Here is an 18,515-nt window from a genome sequence, read left to right on the forward strand (position 1 = left end):
CTCTTGCAAGCTGGTTTGACCTTATATTTAATTCTCTATATGTAACTTTCTGCTCTTCATATACCACTGCTATGTTATCAGGATTCTTTTCTACCTGATCTTCAAATAGTTCTTGTATCGTCTTATCTTTTGGATACTCTGCTTTTGGATACTCTGCTTTTGGATCATTAAACTCATCTAGCATTCTGTCTTTTTCATTGTCTGATAATATTTGAATATCCGCTATCTTCTCATCAGGTTTTTTTGATATTATATCTAAAATGTTAATATAATGCTCTGCCAGCCTTTCTACAGTTTCTTTTTTAAATAGCTTTGTACAATATTCTACGTTTACTCTTAATGTATCTGTTTCAACAACTTCCATAGTAATATCAAAAGTTGTTGTTTTCTTGTTTAATTCTATTGGCGTAGCTTTAACATTTTTTATTAGAATATTTCCTAAATCCTCATTTTGAAAAACAAATGCAACATTAAACAATGGATTTCTGTTCTTTTCCGTCTCTATATTCAATTTGCTTATAAGATTTTCAAATTGGTACTCTTGATTTTCATAAGCCTTTAGTTCATTTTCTTTAACCTCTTTTAAAAATTCTATAAAGGATTTAGACTCGTTAGGAAAACTCCGTATTGGTAATGTGTTTACAAACATTCCGATTAAGTTTTCTACTTCTTCACGTGTTCTACCTGAAGTAAATGTTCCAACAATTATTTCTTCTTGTCCAGCATATTTTGATAGTAATATATTGTATGCAGAAAACAATAGCATGTATAAAGTTGTCTCCGTTTGTGTTGCTAGGCTCTTAAGTTTTGTTACAAGTTTGTTTTCTAAAATCAGACTTATTTTATCTCCTTCAAAACTTTTTTCTATATATTTACTATAATCTGTTTGTAAATCTAATGTAGGTAATTCCCCTGAAAATTTATTTATCCAGTATTTTTCTTGAATTTTTAATATTTGACTATCTAGCAATTCATTATGCCATTTTGCATAGTCTTTATATTGAACCCTAGGCTTTGGCAAATCTTTCCCTTCATAAAGTTCACTAATTTCTCTAAATATTACTCCTAAAGAAACACCGTCAGATATAATATGGTGCATATCAAGAATAATCACATTTCTATTATCATGTATTTTATATAGTCCTACCCTTATTAATGGTGCCTTTGACAAATCAAAAGGTTTTATAAATTCAAAAAGAGTTTTACTTATTTCTTCTTCTTTTATTTGGGAATACTCAATTTTAAAATCAACTTCCTTATTTACTCTTTGTATTGGTTCTCCATTAACTTCTCCAAATGATGTTCTTAAAGCTTCATGCCTGTTTATAAGTTTCTTTATTGCAATATCTAACCTTTCTACATCAACATCTCCTTCTAGATCATAGGCAGCACAAATATTATATGTTGTTCCGATTTCTTCTTGTTGGTGTAATATGTATTGCCTTTTTTGTTGTGAAGATAATTTATAGTATTCACTTTCATTTACACTCTCTATTTCTATATAATCTTTTTTAGTTGACGATTCTATGTACTTTGAAATCTCAACGATATTTTTTAATGTGAATATATTATTTAATGTACTTTGAATATTGAATTCTTTTTCAATCCTATACACCAACATTGATGCCTTCAGGGAATCTCCCCCCATATTAAAAAAGCTGGTATATACACTTACCTTTTTAATACCTAAAATGTTTTTAAATAAATGTTGTAGTTTGATTTGAGTAGGATTTTCAACTAACTCTTCTTCAACTACTTCTTCATTTATTAAACTTCTATCCATGAGCTTTTCTAATATTTTTCTATCAAACTTTCCATTTGGAGTTAGAGGAAACTCATCTAGTTGTATAAAGTGTACCGGAATCATATATTCTGGCAACAAATTTGAGAGGTATTGAGTTATGTTGGTTGAACACAACTCATCATCCGAAGTAAAATAAGCACACAGCTGTTTTTGTTCTAAATTCTTTCCATGTACTAAGACTACACTCTCTTTTATATTTGGATGAATGTTTAATTTTGATTCAATTTCAGCTAATTCTATTCGATATCCTCGTATTTTTACCTGCTGATCCTTTCTTCCAAGAAACTCTATATATCCTTCTTTATGCAGTATTCCATAATCACCTGTTTTATAAATATCACCAAAATAAGGGTGTTTTATAAATGCCTTTTTAGTCGTCTCTAAATTATTTATATATCCTTTTGCTACTCCCTTGCCACCGATATATAATTCACCTTTTACACCCACAGGACATAATTTCAGCTCTTCAGTAAGTACATAAAATTTTTGGTTAGCTAAAGGCATTCCATAAGGTATGCTGTTAAATTCAGGCTTTATTTCTTTTATAGGGTAATAGATAGACCATATTGATGCTTCTGTTGCACCACCAAGGCTTACTAATTCAGCACTTACAAAATGTTTTTTCACTTTATCAGGTAGCTTTAATGATATCCAATCTCCACTTAACAATACTAATCTTAGCTTAGTATTTATAAAACAATCTTCCAAACTTTCAACCAACATGTCCATTATAGCAGGAACTGAGTTCCAAATAGTTATTTCATTAGAACTAATTACTTTAATTAAGTTTCCTATATCTCTTTGATCTTGTATTTGAACCAAAGCAGCACCAGTACTTAATGCTCCAAAAATATCATACACAGATAGGTCAAAACACATAGATGATAAACCTATTATCCTATCATTAGAATTGACATTAAACTTTTGATTAATATCTAGTATTGTATTAACAACAGCTTGGTGAGTTATCATTACTCCTTTAGGATTGCCTGTACTACCAGAAGTGTATATAACATATGCTAAATCTTTACTTGATACATCACTTTTAACAGCGTGAACTGAGTATTTTAAAATCTTTTGCTCTAATATTTCATCTGCATCTAAAACTATTTTACAATTGCTATTGTTTAATATGTATTTTTTCCTCTCTTCTGGATACTCTGGTTCAATAGGTACATATATTCCACCTGCTTTTAATATTCCCAACATATTAACAATAGTTTTTATATTACGTTTTGCTATTAAACCTATCAAATCTCCTCTTTTTATGCCTTGCTCTAGTAAAAAATTAGATATTTGATTTGACTTCTCATTTAATTCTCTGTATGTAATTTTTTCGTTTTCAAAAATAACTGCTATGTTTTCAGGAGTCTTTTCTACTTGCTCTTCAAACAGCTTATGCAATGTCTTATTGTTTTCAATGGAAATATCTGTGTCATTAAAAGAATTTATTAACATAACCTCATCTTGCATTAGATTATCACAAACGTTTAATTTGTTTTTCTCATTCTTATTACTCATATTTTATTCCCCCTGTTTAAATTAATTAATTATTATTTTATAAAAATATTAATACCTTTTCTCTTATTAACCCTAACATTCTATCACTATTTTGTTATTATTATATACATAAATTCTATTTTTGACAACATAATTATACCATATGCTTTTTGCTATGTGAACTTTTTTAAATACGATTTTTTCATTTTAACAAAAATAACTTTAATATTTTATGTTATCTAATGATGTTTTATGAAGAATTGTATTAAATGTCTCTTATTTTTTATCTTTTTCTACTAAAAACCCTACTTTTATGGCAATGAACATATAATTAAGCATCCACACCATTCCATCTCCAATTTAAAACAAAATCCCTAAACCTCTCTTCAATTGGTGAAAGGCACCTGTTTTTACAATAAACCAAGCTAAACTTTCTCTCAAGCTCTAAATCCTTAATTTCATATTTTTTTAACTGTCCTGACGCAACTTCACGTTTTACAGAAATCTCAGACACTAAACCAATACCAACATCTAATGCAACCATTTTTTTTATGGTTTCTAAGCTGTCATTTATTGTATGTGAACCAAATATACTCATGTCCAATTTCTTTTTTTTCAAAGCATTTTCAAAAAGAATTCTTGTTCCCGAACCTTCTTCCCTCAGCAAAATATCTTCCCCCTCAAGGCTTTCTATACCAACAGCATCTAGAGGAAATTTCTTTTTAGGAGAAGTAATGAGTACCAGTCTGTCATCATAAAAATCAATATATTCAAGGGCATCCGAATGATGTCTTGCCCCAACAAAGCCAAAATTAATTGTTCCAGAAAGAATTTTATCCAAAACTTTTTTTGAATCTTTGTGACGAATGGAAAAATGCACTAAAGGATATTTTTCTTTAAATCCCTTAACAATATAAGGTAAAAGGTACTGTTCAGGTATTGTGCTAGCGTATATTTCCATCACTCCCTCAATACCCTTTTTATATATGCTAAGAGCGTGCTCAGCTTTTGAATAAATGTTGACCAGTTCCAGTGCATAACGATAAAAAAGCATCCCACCTTCTGTTAAAGAGATGTTTTTGTTTTTTCTATTAAACAATTTAATTCCAAGTTCACTCTCTAATTTTTGTACATTGCTAGTGACAGTTGGCTGAGAGATAAATAACATATCTGCAGCCTTTGAAAAGCTCTTTTTTTGAGCTACTGCAACAAAAATCTTGACTCGACTAAACTCCATATTATCCCCTTCATCCTAATTTATATAAACAATCTGCTGCATATAAAATATCTTCTTCCCTGTGAAAGTGACTAAATCCAAAACGCACAGTACCTTCTGGAAAAGTACCCAGTGTCTTATGTGCTGAAGGTGCACAGTGCATTCCGCTTCGAGTCATAATTCCAAACTCTGATGAGAGGCGGTGTGCCATCTCTCCATTGTCCCTATCTTTAAAGTTAACTGAAATTACTCCTGTCCTTCCCTTTATATCTTTCTTTCCTATTATATCAACATGATCCATATTCATTAATCTTTCTAAAAATACCGACATAAGTTGCATCTCTTTTTCATAAATCTTTTGAATTCCTTCTTTTTGTAAATATTTCAGTGATGCGTTAAGTCCATAAATTCCAGGCACATTTGGAGTTCCCGCTTCAAATTTATCAGGCATATAAGAAGGTTGTACTTCTGCATCGGACAAGCTTCCCGTACCTCCTTCAATAAAAGTTGATAACCTATTGGAGAGTTCCTCTTTTAACATAAATCCACCTATTCCCTGTGGACCTAATAATCCCTTATGCCCAGTAAAAGCAATGGCATCTGCGCACAAATCATCAAAATCAACTATTATAGTTCCTGCTGTTTGAGCAGCATCTATAATAAACCACAGGGCTTTTTCCTTACAAACTTTGCCAACTTCCTCTAAATTTAAAATGGTTCCACAAACATTAGAGGCATGTGTCATAACCACTCCCTTTGTGTTAGAACCAATTAACGGCAGTAAATCTTTTGGGTCAAGACTACCGTCATTTTGGCATAATACTCTAGAAAATGAAACCCCTATTTCTTCAAGTGCATTAAGAGGTCTCATGACAGCATTATGTTCCATAGAAGAAACTATTACATGATCTCCACTTTTAAAAATCCCCTTCATCAGTATATTAAGACTTTCAGTAATATTTTTTGTAAAAACAACATTTTCAGGCTTGTCAAAACCAAAAAGTGAACAAAGCAACTCCCTTGTTTCAAAAATCACATCTTCTACTTCAAAAGAATTGGAATAAGCACCTCTATTGGCACTTGCACCTATATCAGTTAAATACTTGTACACATTTTGGGCTACTCCTGGAGCCTTTGGAAATGATGTTGCTCCATTATCCATATAAATACTCTTCACAATACACCCCTATCAGTATTTTGATTAATATTACAGTGTTTTTAAAGCTACTATATACTAATCTTTCACACAATATGTTGTCCTACTCAGAAAGCAACACTACTAAATATTGTATGAAAAAAATAAATTCTGATTGTTTTAAAACACTCTCTATTATACCTTAAAATCAATTTATAAGGCAAATTTTATTTATTTTCGTAATATCAAAGACCTTAGTTATTTGTTTTTGTTATTTTACTATTGAAATAAACATTGTTAAAATTATAAAAGCATTTATTTTTGTAAAGGGGTTATTATTGTATGAAGGGGAAATTAGGAATTATTATTACTGGGGGAATAGTTGGTTTATTTTCTGTTCTTCTAGTCTATTTTGGCAATCCAGCAAATATGGGCTTTTGTATAGCATGTTTTCTTCGGGATATAGCAGGTGGAATTGGTCTTCACCGTGCAGAAGTTGTGCAATATATACGTCCTGAAGTAATAGGTCTTGTTTTAGGTGCATTTATTTTAGCTTCTAACAATAAAGAATTTTCATCTAAAGGTGGTTCGTCACCTTTTACTAGATTTGTCCTATCAATTATCGTAATGATTGGGGCTCTTGTCTTTTTAGGCTGCCCTCTACGAATGGTTCTTAGAATTGCAGGAGGCGACTTTAATGCAATACTAGGATTAGCTGGATTTGTTTTTGGTATTTATGTTGGAATTTTCTTTCTAAATAAAGGATTTAACCTCAAAAGAAGTTATAAACTCACAAAATCGGAAGGGTATATATTTCCAACTATTAATATCGCATTGCTAATATTACTTATTGCATCACCTGCTTTTTTGTTTTTCAGTACGTCAGGTCCTGGAGCATCTACAGCACCACTCTGGATAGCTCTTGGAGCAGGTTTAATTGTTGGTGCCCTTGCACAAAAGTCAAGAATTTGCACCGTGGGTGGTGTTAGAGATATGATTCTTTTTCGTGACTCCCAGCTTTTACTTGGTTTATTGGGAATTATAATAGTAAGCTTTATCGGAAATTTGCTGTTTGGCTACTTTAATCCTGGATTTGCAGAGCAACCCATTGCTCATACAGATGGAGTATGGAATTTTCTGGGGATGGCATTAGCAGGATGGGCTTCTGTTCTTCTTGGTGGTTGCCCTATGAGACAACTAATTTTGGCTGGTGAAGGTAATACTGATTCAGCTATAAGTGTAATAGGTTTGCTTGTTGGAGCAGCCATTAGCCATAACTTTGGATTGGCATCTAGTCCAAGTGGAGCTACTGCAAATGGAAAAATTTCTGTTGGTATTTGTATTTTGGCTCTTTTGATAATATCATGGGTCAATTCAGAATTTTTACTTAAAAATAAGGAATCTTAAAATAGGAGGTAAATATGAAGACAATTGATACATGTGGTATGAGTTGCCCTCAACCGGTGCTCATGACAAAAAAAGCTCTAGATGTGGAAAAAGAAGGTGTAGATGTTATTGTAGATAACAATACTGCAAAGGAAAATGTTCAACGCTTTATAGAAAATGCTGGGTATTTGGTAGAAATTGAAGAAAAGGATGGCACCTTTGTGCTAAAGGCAAGAAAATGAGCAAAGAATACCAAGTGCTTTTTTTTACACATACTGGAGCAATAAAGTTTAAAAGAATTATGAAAAAGGAAGATATATCATGTGAGTTAATGCCTGTACCAAGAGCATTGAGCTCAAACTGTGGTGTGAGTGCTCGTATTTATTATGACGGTCAGGCAAACAATTTAGTTAACGATCAGGTAGAGAAAATTTTTCAAAATAACAATGGGGATTACGCCCTTATATTTAGTTCAGATAGTTGATATAAAAACATAAGCCATGTACAATTAAAGTGACTTATAAAAGATTAGTTCTTTTTAGCTACAGCATGTAAGTAGCTCTAGTAATGCTATTTACTGCTAAATCTAATTTTTACTAGAACTATAAGAGAGGAGGACATTAAATACTATGGATTATAAATTAACTCAAATGACAAAATCTGCTGGATGAGCAGCTAAAATCTCACCAGAGATTTTGACACAGGTTCTGTGTCAATTACAAAAGCCTTCTCATAAAGACCTTTTAGTGGGCATTGATACATCTGATGATGCAGCCGTTTATAAAATCAATGATGAAACTGCTTTGATTCAAACACTTGATTTTTTTACTCCTGTTGTTGATGACCCTTATATATTTGGTCAAATTGCTGCGGCTAATGCCCTAAGTGATGTTTACGCAATGGGTGGAGAACCTATACTGGCATTAAATATTGTCTGTTTCCCAGACTGTTTAGATCCTTCCGTTTTGTCAGAAATTTTGCGTGGTGGACAGGATAAAGTTATAGAGGCCGGTGCAGTATTAGCTGGAGGTCACAGTGTATCAGATGATGAACCTAAATATGGACTTTCAGTTTCAGGACTGGTACACCCTTCTAAAATCATGTCTAACGACAATGCCAAACCTGGAGATGTATTGATTTTGACAAAACCTTTAGGAGTCGGAATTATAAATACTGCAATAAAAGCAGATATGGCAAGTGAAAGGGCAATAAATGAAGCAATACTTTCAATGACTACATTAAACAGCTTTGGAAGTAAAGCAACTAAAAATATTAGTCAGGTACACAGCATCACTGATATTACTGGATTTGGATTATTAGGTCATGCAGTTGAAATGGCAAAGGGAAGTGGTGTTACTCTTAGCATTAACAGCAAAGATGTGCCATTTATAAAAGAAGCAAAAGAGTATGCCAATATGGGACTTATCCCTGGAGGTGCATATAAGAACAGAGATTTTTTTGCTAAGGAAATTTTCATAAATGAGCAAATTCCTGCTTTTATGCAAGATATACTTTTTGATCCTCAGACCTCAGGAGGATTACTGATTAGTGTCGCAAAAGAAGATTCTAAAAAGCTTTTAGAAAACTTAGCTTCATCACCAGTTTCTTTTGCACTTATTGGAAAGGTTGAAACTTTTTCTGATAAATATGTAGTTGTAGAATAGAAAATTTTTACAACCATGAACAAGTTGCCATTGGCTCTTTTCATGGTTGTAATTGTTTAAATATCATATTAGTTAATTTTTATTTAGCTTGTTTTATATATCCGTTAAAAAAGCAGTAGGTCTAAGTTTTTGTCTAATTCCAAGATACAATATGACTGTCCTTGATTTTTGCCTGTTCTATCATATCCACAAAAGCTTCAAGTCTTGTCATATATCCACCTTCACCAGTCATTTCATCGACAAGAAGAGACATTACAGGAATTTTATATTTTTTTTGTATTTCACTAAATGTACATTGTGCAATGATTTCTGGAAGGCATGTAAAAGGATATATATGAATAACTCCATCCATTTTCTTTTTTGCACTTAAAATACTCCATCCTATAGTATGCATACCGTGCCCTCCAATATCTTCAGTCTTTATATATTCCTTTCCTGCCTCAACAGATTTATTTTTTAACTTTAATGGAATCATTTTTTTTATAAAATATTCTGTTATCCAACCGCTGACAGAAAGACAATTATGTACTTCAACTCCCATATTGCCCAACTTTTTTTCAATTTCAAAATTCATATACTGATTTAATACTACATACATCTCACCTACAATTGAAACTTTTAATGGTTTAATGTTTTTATAAACTGGTATTTTTTTTAGTTTATCTTTGGTTGAATGTATCAAACATTTAATGCTTTTATATCCTTTCTTCTCTTGAGCATCTCTATGAAATTCTGAAAGGACTTTGTCTGTGTCTCCTTTGTTTTTTTCTCTGCACCTTATATGCCTTGAAATTTTGCTTAATTTATCAACCATATAAACTGTTTTTATTGCATATATTATTCCCCTTACAATCTTCAATTTCTTCTTACCCTCTGTAAGAGGTTTTATTCTATTAAAAACTTCTTTTATGGAAAGGTTACTTAAATCCATACATACAAAATTCACTTTATAATCAAGGGTTTTCAATATTTCAGCCTGCAGATCTCCGTAATAACCTAATCTACACTGTCCACAACCTCCACCAAACAGTATAAAATCCGCCCCATTCTCCAAGCCATATATAAAATCTCCAAGAATTGTTTTAAAAGGCAGGCACGCAAATTCAGGAGAGTGTTTCACTCCTTTTTCTAAAGATTTATTATTACTATAAGGGGGCATTATATAATCAATATCTGATATGTCAAGTAGTACTTTTATAGGAATATACATGTTTCCCATATGAGGAAATGTTACTATCATAAAAATATCACCCCACCATATCCAAAAATGCTTCAAGCCTTGTATTAAAACCTGCTTCACCTGTATGTTCATCAACAGTTAGTTTTAAAAATGGCACACTGATATCTGATTTAAAGCACCTCTCTATAAACTCTACTATAAAGGCATCAATTCCACATGCAAAGGGTGTAATATATATTATGCCCTTAACTTTTTGTTCTTTTGCAAAAGTAAAGGCACTTCCTAAAAGTTCAAAACCTATTTCCCAGAATACTTTGCCTTCAAATGGATATGCATTTTTACGTTTGGTTCTATCATCAATGTCTTCAGGAGTATATACATTTATATTGTGCTTTTTAAGCTTGTCAATAAGTTTCATGCTCAAATAACTGTCATAAATCATATAGGGATGACCTAAAATTGATATGGAAGTATTTTTATTTATATCCTTATCTTTTAAACATTGCTGACTTTTTTTAAATTTTACATATGCATTTTTAAGGGCATTTACCACATAAGAATACCTAAGTTTTAGGGTTTTAGCTACTACTTTAAGACTTTCAAAAGTTTTATATGGAAGCCTGTCCATATGAACACTAATATCTAAAACTTTAATTTTGCCTTTTAAATTCAATGAAACGATATCTGGAAGGCCGCAAAATTTTGGACAGGCATACTCATTTTCGTCAAGGCTTGAATATCTAGGAATAAATATGTAATCCACTTTATCTTTTAAATGCAAAACATGTCCATGAAAAACCTTGACAGGTAAACATGTCTCATTGCTGCAACTTTTTACTCCTAAATCAAGTGTTTGTTTATTTGTTTCATCAGACACTATAACATTACATCCTAAGTTTTTAAAAAACTCTTCCCAAAGCACATTGTGCTGGAAATAATATAATGCTCTAGGAATTCCAATAGTTATCATTTGTTTATCTCCTTTTAATATTTCGAATTTGTTCCAAATGATATTATTGGCTCCTTATTATTCTATTATTCTCCATACACATAAATTTTTATCTTTTTTTATATTTTTTGTTCAAGCTGTGCCTTTAAATATATCTCCAACTATAAATTCTGCCCATAAATACTTATACTCTAGCAGCGTTATTATACTCTTCAGTTAAGGAATTCACCAATTCCTTAACTGAAACAATTTTTTCAGTTTTATAAGCATTTTCACCGGCAAAAGCAAACCCATCTTTCATTTCCCCATTTTTTGCATTTATTAACGCAAGTACAATACAATAAGGACTGGATTTATATTTACAAGTTACAATACAGTGATACGGACATTTATATGGTTTTTTAGTACCTATATTTACATCATTGATAAACTCATTAATAATCGCTCTTCCAGGCATGCCAACTGGACTTTTTATAATTCCTATATCTTCTTTTTTGCAATCAATATAAGCTTTTTTAAATTCGTAAGAAGCATCACATTCCTCTGTTGTCACAAAGCGAGTCGCCATCTGAACACCAGAAGCTCCCAGTTGAATGAATTTATATATGTCCTCTCCAGTATATATACCTCCTGCTGCAATTACCGGGACAGGTTTGCCCGCTTTATCTTCAATATTTTTAGATTCTATAATTACTTCAGAAACAAGCTTTTCCAATGCATAATTTTCATCTTCAATTTGCTCATTTTTAAATCCTAGGTGTCCACCTGCCTTAGGCCCTTCAATCACAATAGCGTCAGGAGCATATTCATATTTCCCCAGCCATTTTTTAGCAATTAGACCTGCAGCTCTTGCAGAAGATACAATGGGAACGAGTTTTGTATCCTTAGATTCTCCTAAAAAAGATGGAAGATTCAGCGGAAGCCCTGCCCCAGAGAAAATTATATCTATCCCTTCTTCTATTGATGTCTTAACCATATCTGAAAAGTTTGATGATGCTACCATAATATTTACTCCAAGAATTCCTTTGGTAAGTTCACGGGCCTTTCTTATCTCTTTTCTCAGTGCTCTTATATTAGCCTTTACATAATTTTTTGAAAAATCAGGCTCTAGCATTCCAATGGCAGCCGTAGAAATAACTCCTATTCCACCTTCATTAGCTACAGCTGCTGCAAGTCCGCTTAAAGAAACACCTATACCCATACCCCCTTGAACAATAGGCAGCTTTGCTGTTAAATTGCTTATATTTAAGCTTTTTCCACTCCATTTCAACATAAATCTTCCCCTTACTTTTATTAAACTGTTTACATTTAAGTTAATTTATAAACCTTATTACAAAAACCAAAGAGTAGATTTTCAAATCAATCCACTCTTCACTATCATTAAGTATTCACTGATTATGGTTTAGTATACACAAATTTATAAGTCAAAATTCAAATACTATACTTACTATTTTTTGTTGTCATATCATTATATCATTAATTAGTACGCCTATGTATTTATTTTATAAATTATTTTAAAGGTAATTTCTTCATGTCTAGCTACTGGCCAATTAGTTCATCATCCTTATAAAAACTTCAACTATTTCAGGATCAAACTGTGTGCCAGCACACCTTTTTAGCTCTGTTAAGGCTTCATTTTTAACCTTTGTTATTTGATATGATCTTTGTGCCGTCATAGCCTCATATGCATCTGCCACAGTTATTATTCTTGCCTGCAAAGGTATTTCCTCTTTTTTTAATCCTTCTGGATATCCCCTTCCATCCCACCTTTCATGGTGATAAAGTACAAATTCTGCTAACCACGCGTATTCATCTACCCCTCTAAGTATTTGATAACCCGTTACAGGATGTCTTTTGATTATTTCCCATTCCTCATCTGTTAGTTTTTCCTTTTTATTGAGAATTTCGGGTGGAACCATAATCTTTCCTATATCATGTAAAATGCCTGCCGCCTTAATTCCATCTATTTCTCTTTCATTTAGACATAGTCCTTTTGCAATAATCTCACAAAACTGAGATACCATTTCAGTATGTATTTGCTCTTTATCATACTTATTATTTATATTAAGTAATACTGTTTCTATTGTTTTGCTCCTCATAATCCTACCAAATTTGAGTTTGTTTTTGTACATGTTGTTATCAGCTTCTTTTAGGATTTCAAAAATATCTTGTTCTTCATTCTCTTTAACTGCATATCCAATAGCAAGTGATACTATTATGGATTCAATCCTAGTATTGGCGGCTTTCTCACTAATCCTTTTAATAATTGCCTTAGTTTCTCTTGAATTTGTATTAGGTAATAACACATCAAACTCATCCCCACCAGTTCTACATATTATATCCGTTGACCTGCATGATTTTCTGATTATATTTGCAACCTCTTTAAGCAACCTATCACCCATTTCATGTCCAAAAGCATCATTTGTGAGTTTGAGTCCGTTTACATCAACAGTGATAATTGAAAATGGCAAACTTCTTTTACTATCAAGTCTTTTAATTGAATCCTCCATGTATCGCCTGTTATATAAGCCTGTCAAATAGTCATTAAAACTTAAATACTCTATTTGTTTTTCCTTTTCCCTTTTTTCTGTGAAATCTCTAAACACTATTACAACCCCTGTAATATGTCCTTTTTTATCCTTGATAGGAGCCGCTGTATCTTCAATCTGTGTTTCCTTGCCGTCTTTTGATATCAATACTATACGGTTTTCAATTTGATTTGTTTTTCCTGTTCTTAGCACTTCTTTGGCTGGATTTATGCATTTTCTTCTTGTGTATTCACTGATTATTTTAAAAATACTATCTATAGGTTTTCCTATAGCCTCTTTTTGTGTCCACCCTGTAAGTTTTTCTGCAACTGGATTCATTACCTTAACTCTACAATCTGTGTCTGTAGAAATAACAGCGTCACCAACAGAAAGTAAAGTAGTTCTAAATTGTTCCTTTTCTTTATATATCAGTTCTTCCATGAGCTTTCGCTCGGTTATAACCTCTGTATATACTATTAATCCTCCTACTGTTCCATCCTTTTCATACCAAGGACGACACTCCCAGCGTGTCCAATCTACCGTTCCATCATCCCTAAAATATGGATCTTCTCCAGCACTTGAAACTTCACCCTTTAATACTTTTTTATGTACATCTCTCCACTTTTGAGGCAAGTCAGGCAAAACATCGTAATGGTGCCTGCCTATGATGTTTTTTTCCTTAATCCTAAATGTTTCAATATATTTTTTACTTACATATTTATAGTTTAAATCTTTATCATGCACTGCCACAGCACTTCTATTATGCTCTATTATGTAATGCATAAGATCATTCATATAAGATACTTCTGCTTCAGAATTCTTCCTCGATGTAATATCTCTGCAAAAGCATATTAAACTCCTCGGATTTTTATTCGTACTGGTTACTGAGATTTCTACATCAAATATTGAACCGTCTTTTCTTTTGTATCTTGTTTCAAATATTTCTGAGTGATTATCTATTATTCTACTAGTCCTTTCTTTAATCTTTTCATCCGACTCTTTAGCTTCAATATCTCTAATAGATAGTTTAAGCAGTTCGTCTCTAGCATACCCCAGCATTTTACAAAAAGCTGTATTTACATCAACTATTTCTCCTGTTTCTCCTAATAAGCAAAAACCATCCTGAGTAGTATCAAGAATTGTGTTTAAGTATTCTTCTCTTTTCTCATGCTTTTCTTTTTCTAGTGTTTTTTCCGTAATATCTCTTGCCGCTGCATAAATTATCCTTCCTTGTGCAAGACAGCACCATTCTATGTATTTATAATCACCATTAACAGTCCTATATCTATTGACAAAACTAATAACATCTTTTTGGTTCGCAAGTGTCTTAATAGCATCTAAAGTGCTAGTAATATCATCAGGATGAACAAAGTCAAGAAATCCTTTGGATTCAAGGAATTCTACCGAGTATCCAAGTAATTTTTCCCAAGCCTTATTAACCTTAATAAAATTCCCATCTAAGTCTGCAAAGCAAAGCAAATCAAAATTGATTTCAAAAAAAATTTCAAATTCCTCTTCTATTCCTTTAAGTTCATTTATTTCTCTTAAGTAGCCATGCCAAAGTACGCTTCCATCTGAAAGTTTTTCTGGTCTTGCCAATCCTCTAACCCAACTTAATCCTTTTTGGGGCAAAATAACTCGGTATTCATCTTTCCAAATTTCCATGGTTTTAAATGATTTCATAATTGATTCTACAACTTTATCATAGTCATCTGGATGAATTCTTGAATATACCTTGGTAGCATCTTTCTTTACTTCATCAGGAGTTACCTCGTATATATCCCAGATGCCCTCACTTGCAAAAGGAAAGCAAGATGACCCATCAGGACGCATTAAATATTGATATATGACGCCTGGCACTTGATGAGATAATTTATCTAGTAATTTACTTTTATCATCCAAATTACTATTTTGGGGCTTTTCTAAAGACTTGTTTGCCATTACTTCTACCTCCTTACAAAAGGTACTTGCCCTTTTAATATATCTCAAAAAGTGACAAATTTCAAGTACTTAGTAAGTAATTGAAGAAACCAGGGGAAACCAGGGGAACCAAGGGGCCCAGGGGAACAGTCCCCTTGGTTGGACAAGTTAATATACCTTTTCGAAAACTGAACCTTTTTTTAAAATTCCCAAGCGGTATTAGTATTTGTCCATTAACAAAAAATCTCGAATATTAACATTTTTTATACCGTTTCTTCCTCTATCGATTTCATCCATGGAAACAACATATTTTGGATAATTATCAGGAATAGATTCTAGAACCGTGAATTCTCTTTCAACAGTTTCTTCTGAAGCAAGAATATATGTCACCTGAACATATATTTTTTCATTTCCAAGTACTGATACAAAGTCAATTTCATTCTTATTATTCTTTCCAACTCTAACATCATATCCACGACGAAGTAATTCCATGTAGACAATATTTTCAAGTGTCTGATTTATATCACGCATGTTATTCCCGTAAATAGCTTCACGGATTCCGTGGTCTGCAATATATATTTTCTCCTGAAATTGTAAAAGTTTTTTTCCAATTACGTCCTCACGTTGAACTAAATGAAGAAAGCAAGCTGTTTTACAATAATCAATATAGTTGTAGATTGTTTCAGTAGAAACACCCCTCATCTCACTTTTTAAATATTTTGAAATATTAGTTGCAGAAAATGCATTCCCAATATTAGCCACAAAGAATTGGATAAGTCTCTTAAGCAGTTCTATATCACGTATTTTATTTCTTGTTGCTATATCTTTCAAAATTATGGAATCATAAATATCACTCAGATACTGCATAGCACTTTTTGTATCAATTGGAAACTGATACAAAAAAGGCATTCCCCCTCTTGTAAGATATATTTGAAATGCATCTCTTTTATTTTTATCAGGACTAATATCTAATATTTCTTTGTAGGAAAATGGAAAAATTTTAAACTCAACATATCGCCCTGCAAGATAGGTTGCAAGCTCTCCTGATAATAACTTTGCATTTGAACCTGTAATATAGATATCAGCATCAAAATCTATCATACAAGAATTAATCATAGTTTCCCAACCATCAAGCTCTTGTATTTCATCGAAAAACAAGTATACTTTACCAGTAACTGAAAAAGCAAAATTGCGAACATATGCATAAACCCCATCAACAGAAGATATAAATTCGTTATTTTTACTTTCTAAATTAACAGATAAAAAATTCCTATCAGATACTCCTTGCAAACTTAATTCTTCCCGTATTAATTCAAGCATTACTGATTTTCCAGAACGTCTTATTCCTGTCAGTACCTTAACAATATTCTGATTCATAAATGGACGGATTTTTGTCATATATAATTCTCGTTTTATCATTTCATCACATCCTTTCATTAATAGTATATTATCAAAATATCATATTTATACCGAAATCTCAAGATTAATTATAAATTATTTTTTGTTATATCGAAATCCTTTGTGAAAAATCTCACTATTCTGAGACATTACTAAGAAGGATTTCTACAATAGATTTATGGCATTATAAAAGGACTGCAATACAATTGCAATCCTTTTTAATTTGTCTAATCACTCAAACTAATCTTTCAAAGTTATTAAAATTCATCACTTTCCTCCGATTCTCTTAAAAGCCTCTCCTGAACAATCCTATCCTTTTCAAGCTTTCTGCAAAGGCTTTTGCAATTTCTGCTGTGACCTTACCAGAATTATTTAAATGTCTCTAAATATTTATTTACAAATTCTACATCACTTATTCACTTTCTTATAGCTGTCTTTACTATTCTTTCTTTGGCTACCATCTTCACCTTTTATAATATTACTTCTGTTTGCTTTTTCAATTTGACTGCCTTAAATTGTTCATCTCTAATAAATTAAATAATCGAATTTATAAAAAGGATTTTTGCGATTTTCTTTTTTATAAATTTTTATAAAAAGGATTTCATTCATTTTCTTTTTCATATGCAAAAATTTCAAAGCACCCCTTAAATAAACCTTCTTAAACTGTCTTTTATTGTTACTGCTCAATATACTGATGCAGTATTGTTAAATCTCGGCTTATAATCTCCAGAAGTCTTTGAGAAGAACCTTGTGGAATATTTATTCCAGCCTCCCATGCTTCAACTGTCTTTTTTGATACTCCCATAAAACATGCAAAAGCAGATTGTGAAAGATTTGCTTTTAATCTTATATCTTTAATCTCTTGTGATGTATATTGATGTATAGGTTCAACTTTAACCCTTCTTACTCTTATATTCGTTGACTTACCCTTTTCATAGTCTAAAGCCTCTTCCAATCCGTTTTTTATACTTTCAAACAAATTAAAATTACTCATATAACTACTCCTTTCCTACTTCAAGCTTTTTTACCAAAGAATAAAGTATCTTTCTCTGTTCCATTGTTAAATCCGACTTTTCATTCTTAGTATATGCAGTCAACATATATATTCTTTCAAATGATGTGAAATCTATGTAAAGAACTCTTGATCCACTACTTTTTCCTTGCCCTTTTATTTGCCATCTTAGCTTCCTAACTCCACCTGTGCCAACAATAACATCCCCAGACATTGGATTGCTACAAAGAAATATTTCAAGCTCTCTCAAGTCTTCTTCTGAAAGTCCAATTGCTTGCCATCGCTTCAAAAATTCATTGGTAAAAACAAATTCTCTCTCCAATTTTTTTTCACCACCTATTTATATTATACCCTATCAGATAGGATAAAATCAAATAAAAAAAAGAAGGACTTTTCACCTTCTCCACAATTCATGTCAATTCACTTATGCTGATTTATTCAAGTTGTTCATCCAATCATCAAAATGCTTTGCAGGAATTCTAATAGTACTTTTTATCTGAATGACTCATCTAAAAATAAACTCGGCAAAAAATTAATACTATTGTCTAACGGAATAGGATTAATATTAGCTTCCTGCAGTAGTTTTAAATATTTGCGTGTTGTTTGTATGCTTGTATCCATCTTTTTAATAGCTTTAGTGATCCCGGTATTGACTTATACGCTTCTTGAATGTATCTTTCCGATGCTATTGAAGAAAAATGGAAATTAATTTTTAGACGACGCCTCACACGTAGTACATATTGAATCAACTTGTCCCCCCTAAAAACAACGAAAGCCACTGAAATCAGTGACTTTACATTGTATCAAAATTTGAGTTTTAATA

The 18,515-nt window shown here is 31.9% G+C and carries 14 protein-coding genes; 4 read left to right on the forward strand and 10 right to left on the reverse strand.

Annotation, left to right across the window (positions count from 1 at the left end):
• The 3 genes from RBH29_RS12495 to RBH29_RS12505 all read right to left on the reverse strand — a co-directional run.
• The coding region (locus RBH29_RS12495; RefSeq protein WP_306697224.1) for an amino acid adenylation domain-containing protein at positions 1 to 3,325 on the reverse strand (3,325 nt) is incomplete at its 3' end.
• 310 nt (positions 3,326 to 3,635) lie between these two features.
• Entirely contained in the window at positions 3,636 to 4,541 is a 906-nt protein-coding gene (locus tag RBH29_RS12500) for a selenium metabolism-associated LysR family transcriptional regulator (protein WP_306697225.1), read from the reverse strand.
• A gap of 10 nt (positions 4,542 to 4,551) precedes the next feature.
• Positions 4,552 to 5,697 (reverse strand): aminotransferase class V-fold PLP-dependent enzyme, encoded by a 1,146-nt coding sequence (locus tag RBH29_RS12505; RefSeq protein WP_306697226.1) that lies wholly within the window; start codon positions 5,695 to 5,697, stop codon positions 4,552 to 4,554.
• A 300-nt stretch (positions 5,698 to 5,997) separates the two neighbouring features.
• On the opposite strand from RBH29_RS12505, the gene yedE reads away from it, so the two are divergent.
• The 4 genes from yedE (at position 5,998) to selD (ending at position 8,705) form a co-directional block, all read left to right on the forward strand.
• Positions 5,998 to 7,062, forward strand: coding sequence for a YedE family putative selenium transporter (gene yedE, locus RBH29_RS12510; protein WP_306697227.1), 1,065 nt, complete (start codon positions 5,998 to 6,000; stop codon positions 7,060 to 7,062).
• Positions 7,063 to 7,076: 14 nt separating this feature from the next.
• Positions 7,077 to 7,283 (forward strand): sulfurtransferase TusA family protein, encoded by a 207-nt coding sequence (locus RBH29_RS12515; protein WP_306697228.1) that lies wholly within the window; start codon positions 7,077 to 7,079, stop codon positions 7,281 to 7,283.
• Positions 7,280 to 7,525 carry a DUF3343 domain-containing protein gene (locus RBH29_RS12520; protein WP_306697230.1) on the forward strand — a complete coding sequence of 82 codons (246 nt, stop codon included), beginning with the start codon at positions 7,280 to 7,282 and terminating at the stop codon, positions 7,523 to 7,525. Before RBH29_RS12515 ends, RBH29_RS12520 begins: the two co-directional genes overlap by 4 nt.
• 145 nt (positions 7,526 to 7,670) lie before the next feature.
• Positions 7,671 to 8,705 carry a selenide, water dikinase SelD gene (selD, locus tag RBH29_RS12525; RefSeq protein ID WP_306697231.1) on the forward strand — a complete coding sequence of 345 codons (1,035 nt, stop codon included), beginning with the start codon at positions 7,671 to 7,673 and terminating at the stop codon, positions 8,703 to 8,705.
• A gap of 133 nt (positions 8,706 to 8,838) precedes the next feature.
• Here the strand turns inward: selD and RBH29_RS12530 are convergent, their stop codons facing one another.
• From RBH29_RS12530 to RBH29_RS12560, 7 genes are all read right to left on the reverse strand, one after another.
• A complete protein-coding gene (locus RBH29_RS12530) occupies positions 8,839 to 9,945 on the reverse strand; it encodes a hypothetical protein (RefSeq protein WP_306697233.1) in 1,107 nt (368 codons plus the stop codon).
• Between the two features lie 7 nt (positions 9,946 to 9,952).
• Positions 9,953 to 10,855, reverse strand: a complete 903-nt coding sequence (locus RBH29_RS12535; protein ID WP_306697234.1) for an acyl-CoA dehydratase activase-related protein — start codon at positions 10,853 to 10,855, stop codon at positions 9,953 to 9,955.
• Between the two features lie 163 nt (positions 10,856 to 11,018).
• Positions 11,019 to 12,107 carry an NAD(P)H-dependent flavin oxidoreductase gene (locus tag RBH29_RS12540; protein WP_306697235.1) on the reverse strand — a complete coding sequence of 363 codons (1,089 nt, stop codon included), beginning with the start codon at positions 12,105 to 12,107 and terminating at the stop codon, positions 11,019 to 11,021.
• A gap of 277 nt (positions 12,108 to 12,384) precedes the next feature.
• Entirely contained in the window at positions 12,385 to 15,303 is a 2,919-nt protein-coding gene (locus RBH29_RS12545) for a PAS domain S-box protein (protein ID WP_306697236.1), read from the reverse strand.
• 198 nt (positions 15,304 to 15,501) lie between these two features.
• Positions 15,502 to 16,701 (reverse strand): ATP-binding protein, encoded by a 1,200-nt coding sequence (locus RBH29_RS12550; protein ID WP_306697237.1) that lies wholly within the window; start codon positions 16,699 to 16,701, stop codon positions 15,502 to 15,504.
• A 655-nt stretch (positions 16,702 to 17,356) separates the two neighbouring features.
• Positions 17,357 to 17,674 (reverse strand): helix-turn-helix domain-containing protein, encoded by a 318-nt coding sequence (locus RBH29_RS12555; protein WP_306697238.1) that lies wholly within the window; start codon positions 17,672 to 17,674, stop codon positions 17,357 to 17,359.
• A 4-nt stretch (positions 17,675 to 17,678) separates the two neighbouring features.
• Complete coding sequence (locus RBH29_RS12560; protein WP_306697239.1) at positions 17,679 to 18,014, reverse strand: type II toxin-antitoxin system RelE/ParE family toxin; 336 nt, start codon at positions 18,012 to 18,014, stop codon at positions 17,679 to 17,681.
• Positions 18,015 to 18,515 lie beyond the last annotated feature (501 nt).

This window comes from Herbivorax alkaliphila, from assembly GCF_030848475.1.
Classification (GTDB): domain Bacteria; phylum Bacillota; class Clostridia; order Acetivibrionales; family Acetivibrionaceae; genus Herbivorax.

What these genes read in the sequence shown, in the direction of transcription:
- RBH29_RS12555 (WP_306697238.1), bottom strand. Translation starts at nt 17,674, where the DNA reads ATGAGTAATTTTAATTTGTTTGAAAGTATAAAAAACGGATTGGAAGAG.
- yedE (WP_306697227.1), top strand. Translation starts at nt 5,998, where the DNA reads ATGAAGGGGAAATTAGGAATTATTATTACTGGGGGAATAGTTGGTTTA.
- RBH29_RS12500 (WP_306697225.1), bottom strand. Translation starts at nt 4,541, where the DNA reads ATGGAGTTTAGTCGAGTCAAGATTTTTGTTGCAGTAGCTCAAAAAAAG.
- RBH29_RS12515 (WP_306697228.1), top strand. Translation starts at nt 7,077, where the DNA reads ATGAAGACAATTGATACATGTGGTATGAGTTGCCCTCAACCGGTGCTC.
- RBH29_RS12530 (WP_306697233.1), bottom strand. Translation starts at nt 9,945, where the DNA reads ATGATAGTAACATTTCCTCATATGGGAAACATGTATATTCCTATAAAA.
- RBH29_RS12545 (WP_306697236.1), bottom strand. Translation starts at nt 15,303, where the DNA reads ATGGCAAACAAGTCTTTAGAAAAGCCCCAAAATAGTAATTTGGATGAT.
- RBH29_RS12540 (WP_306697235.1), bottom strand. Translation starts at nt 12,107, where the DNA reads ATGTTGAAATGGAGTGGAAAAAGCTTAAATATAAGCAATTTAACAGCA.
- RBH29_RS12535 (WP_306697234.1), bottom strand. Translation starts at nt 10,855, where the DNA reads ATGATAACTATTGGAATTCCTAGAGCATTATATTATTTCCAGCACAAT.
- RBH29_RS12520 (WP_306697230.1), top strand. Translation starts at nt 7,280, where the DNA reads ATGAGCAAAGAATACCAAGTGCTTTTTTTTACACATACTGGAGCAATA.
- RBH29_RS12550 (WP_306697237.1), bottom strand. Translation starts at nt 16,701, where the DNA reads ATGATAAAACGAGAATTATATATGACAAAAATCCGTCCATTTATGAAT.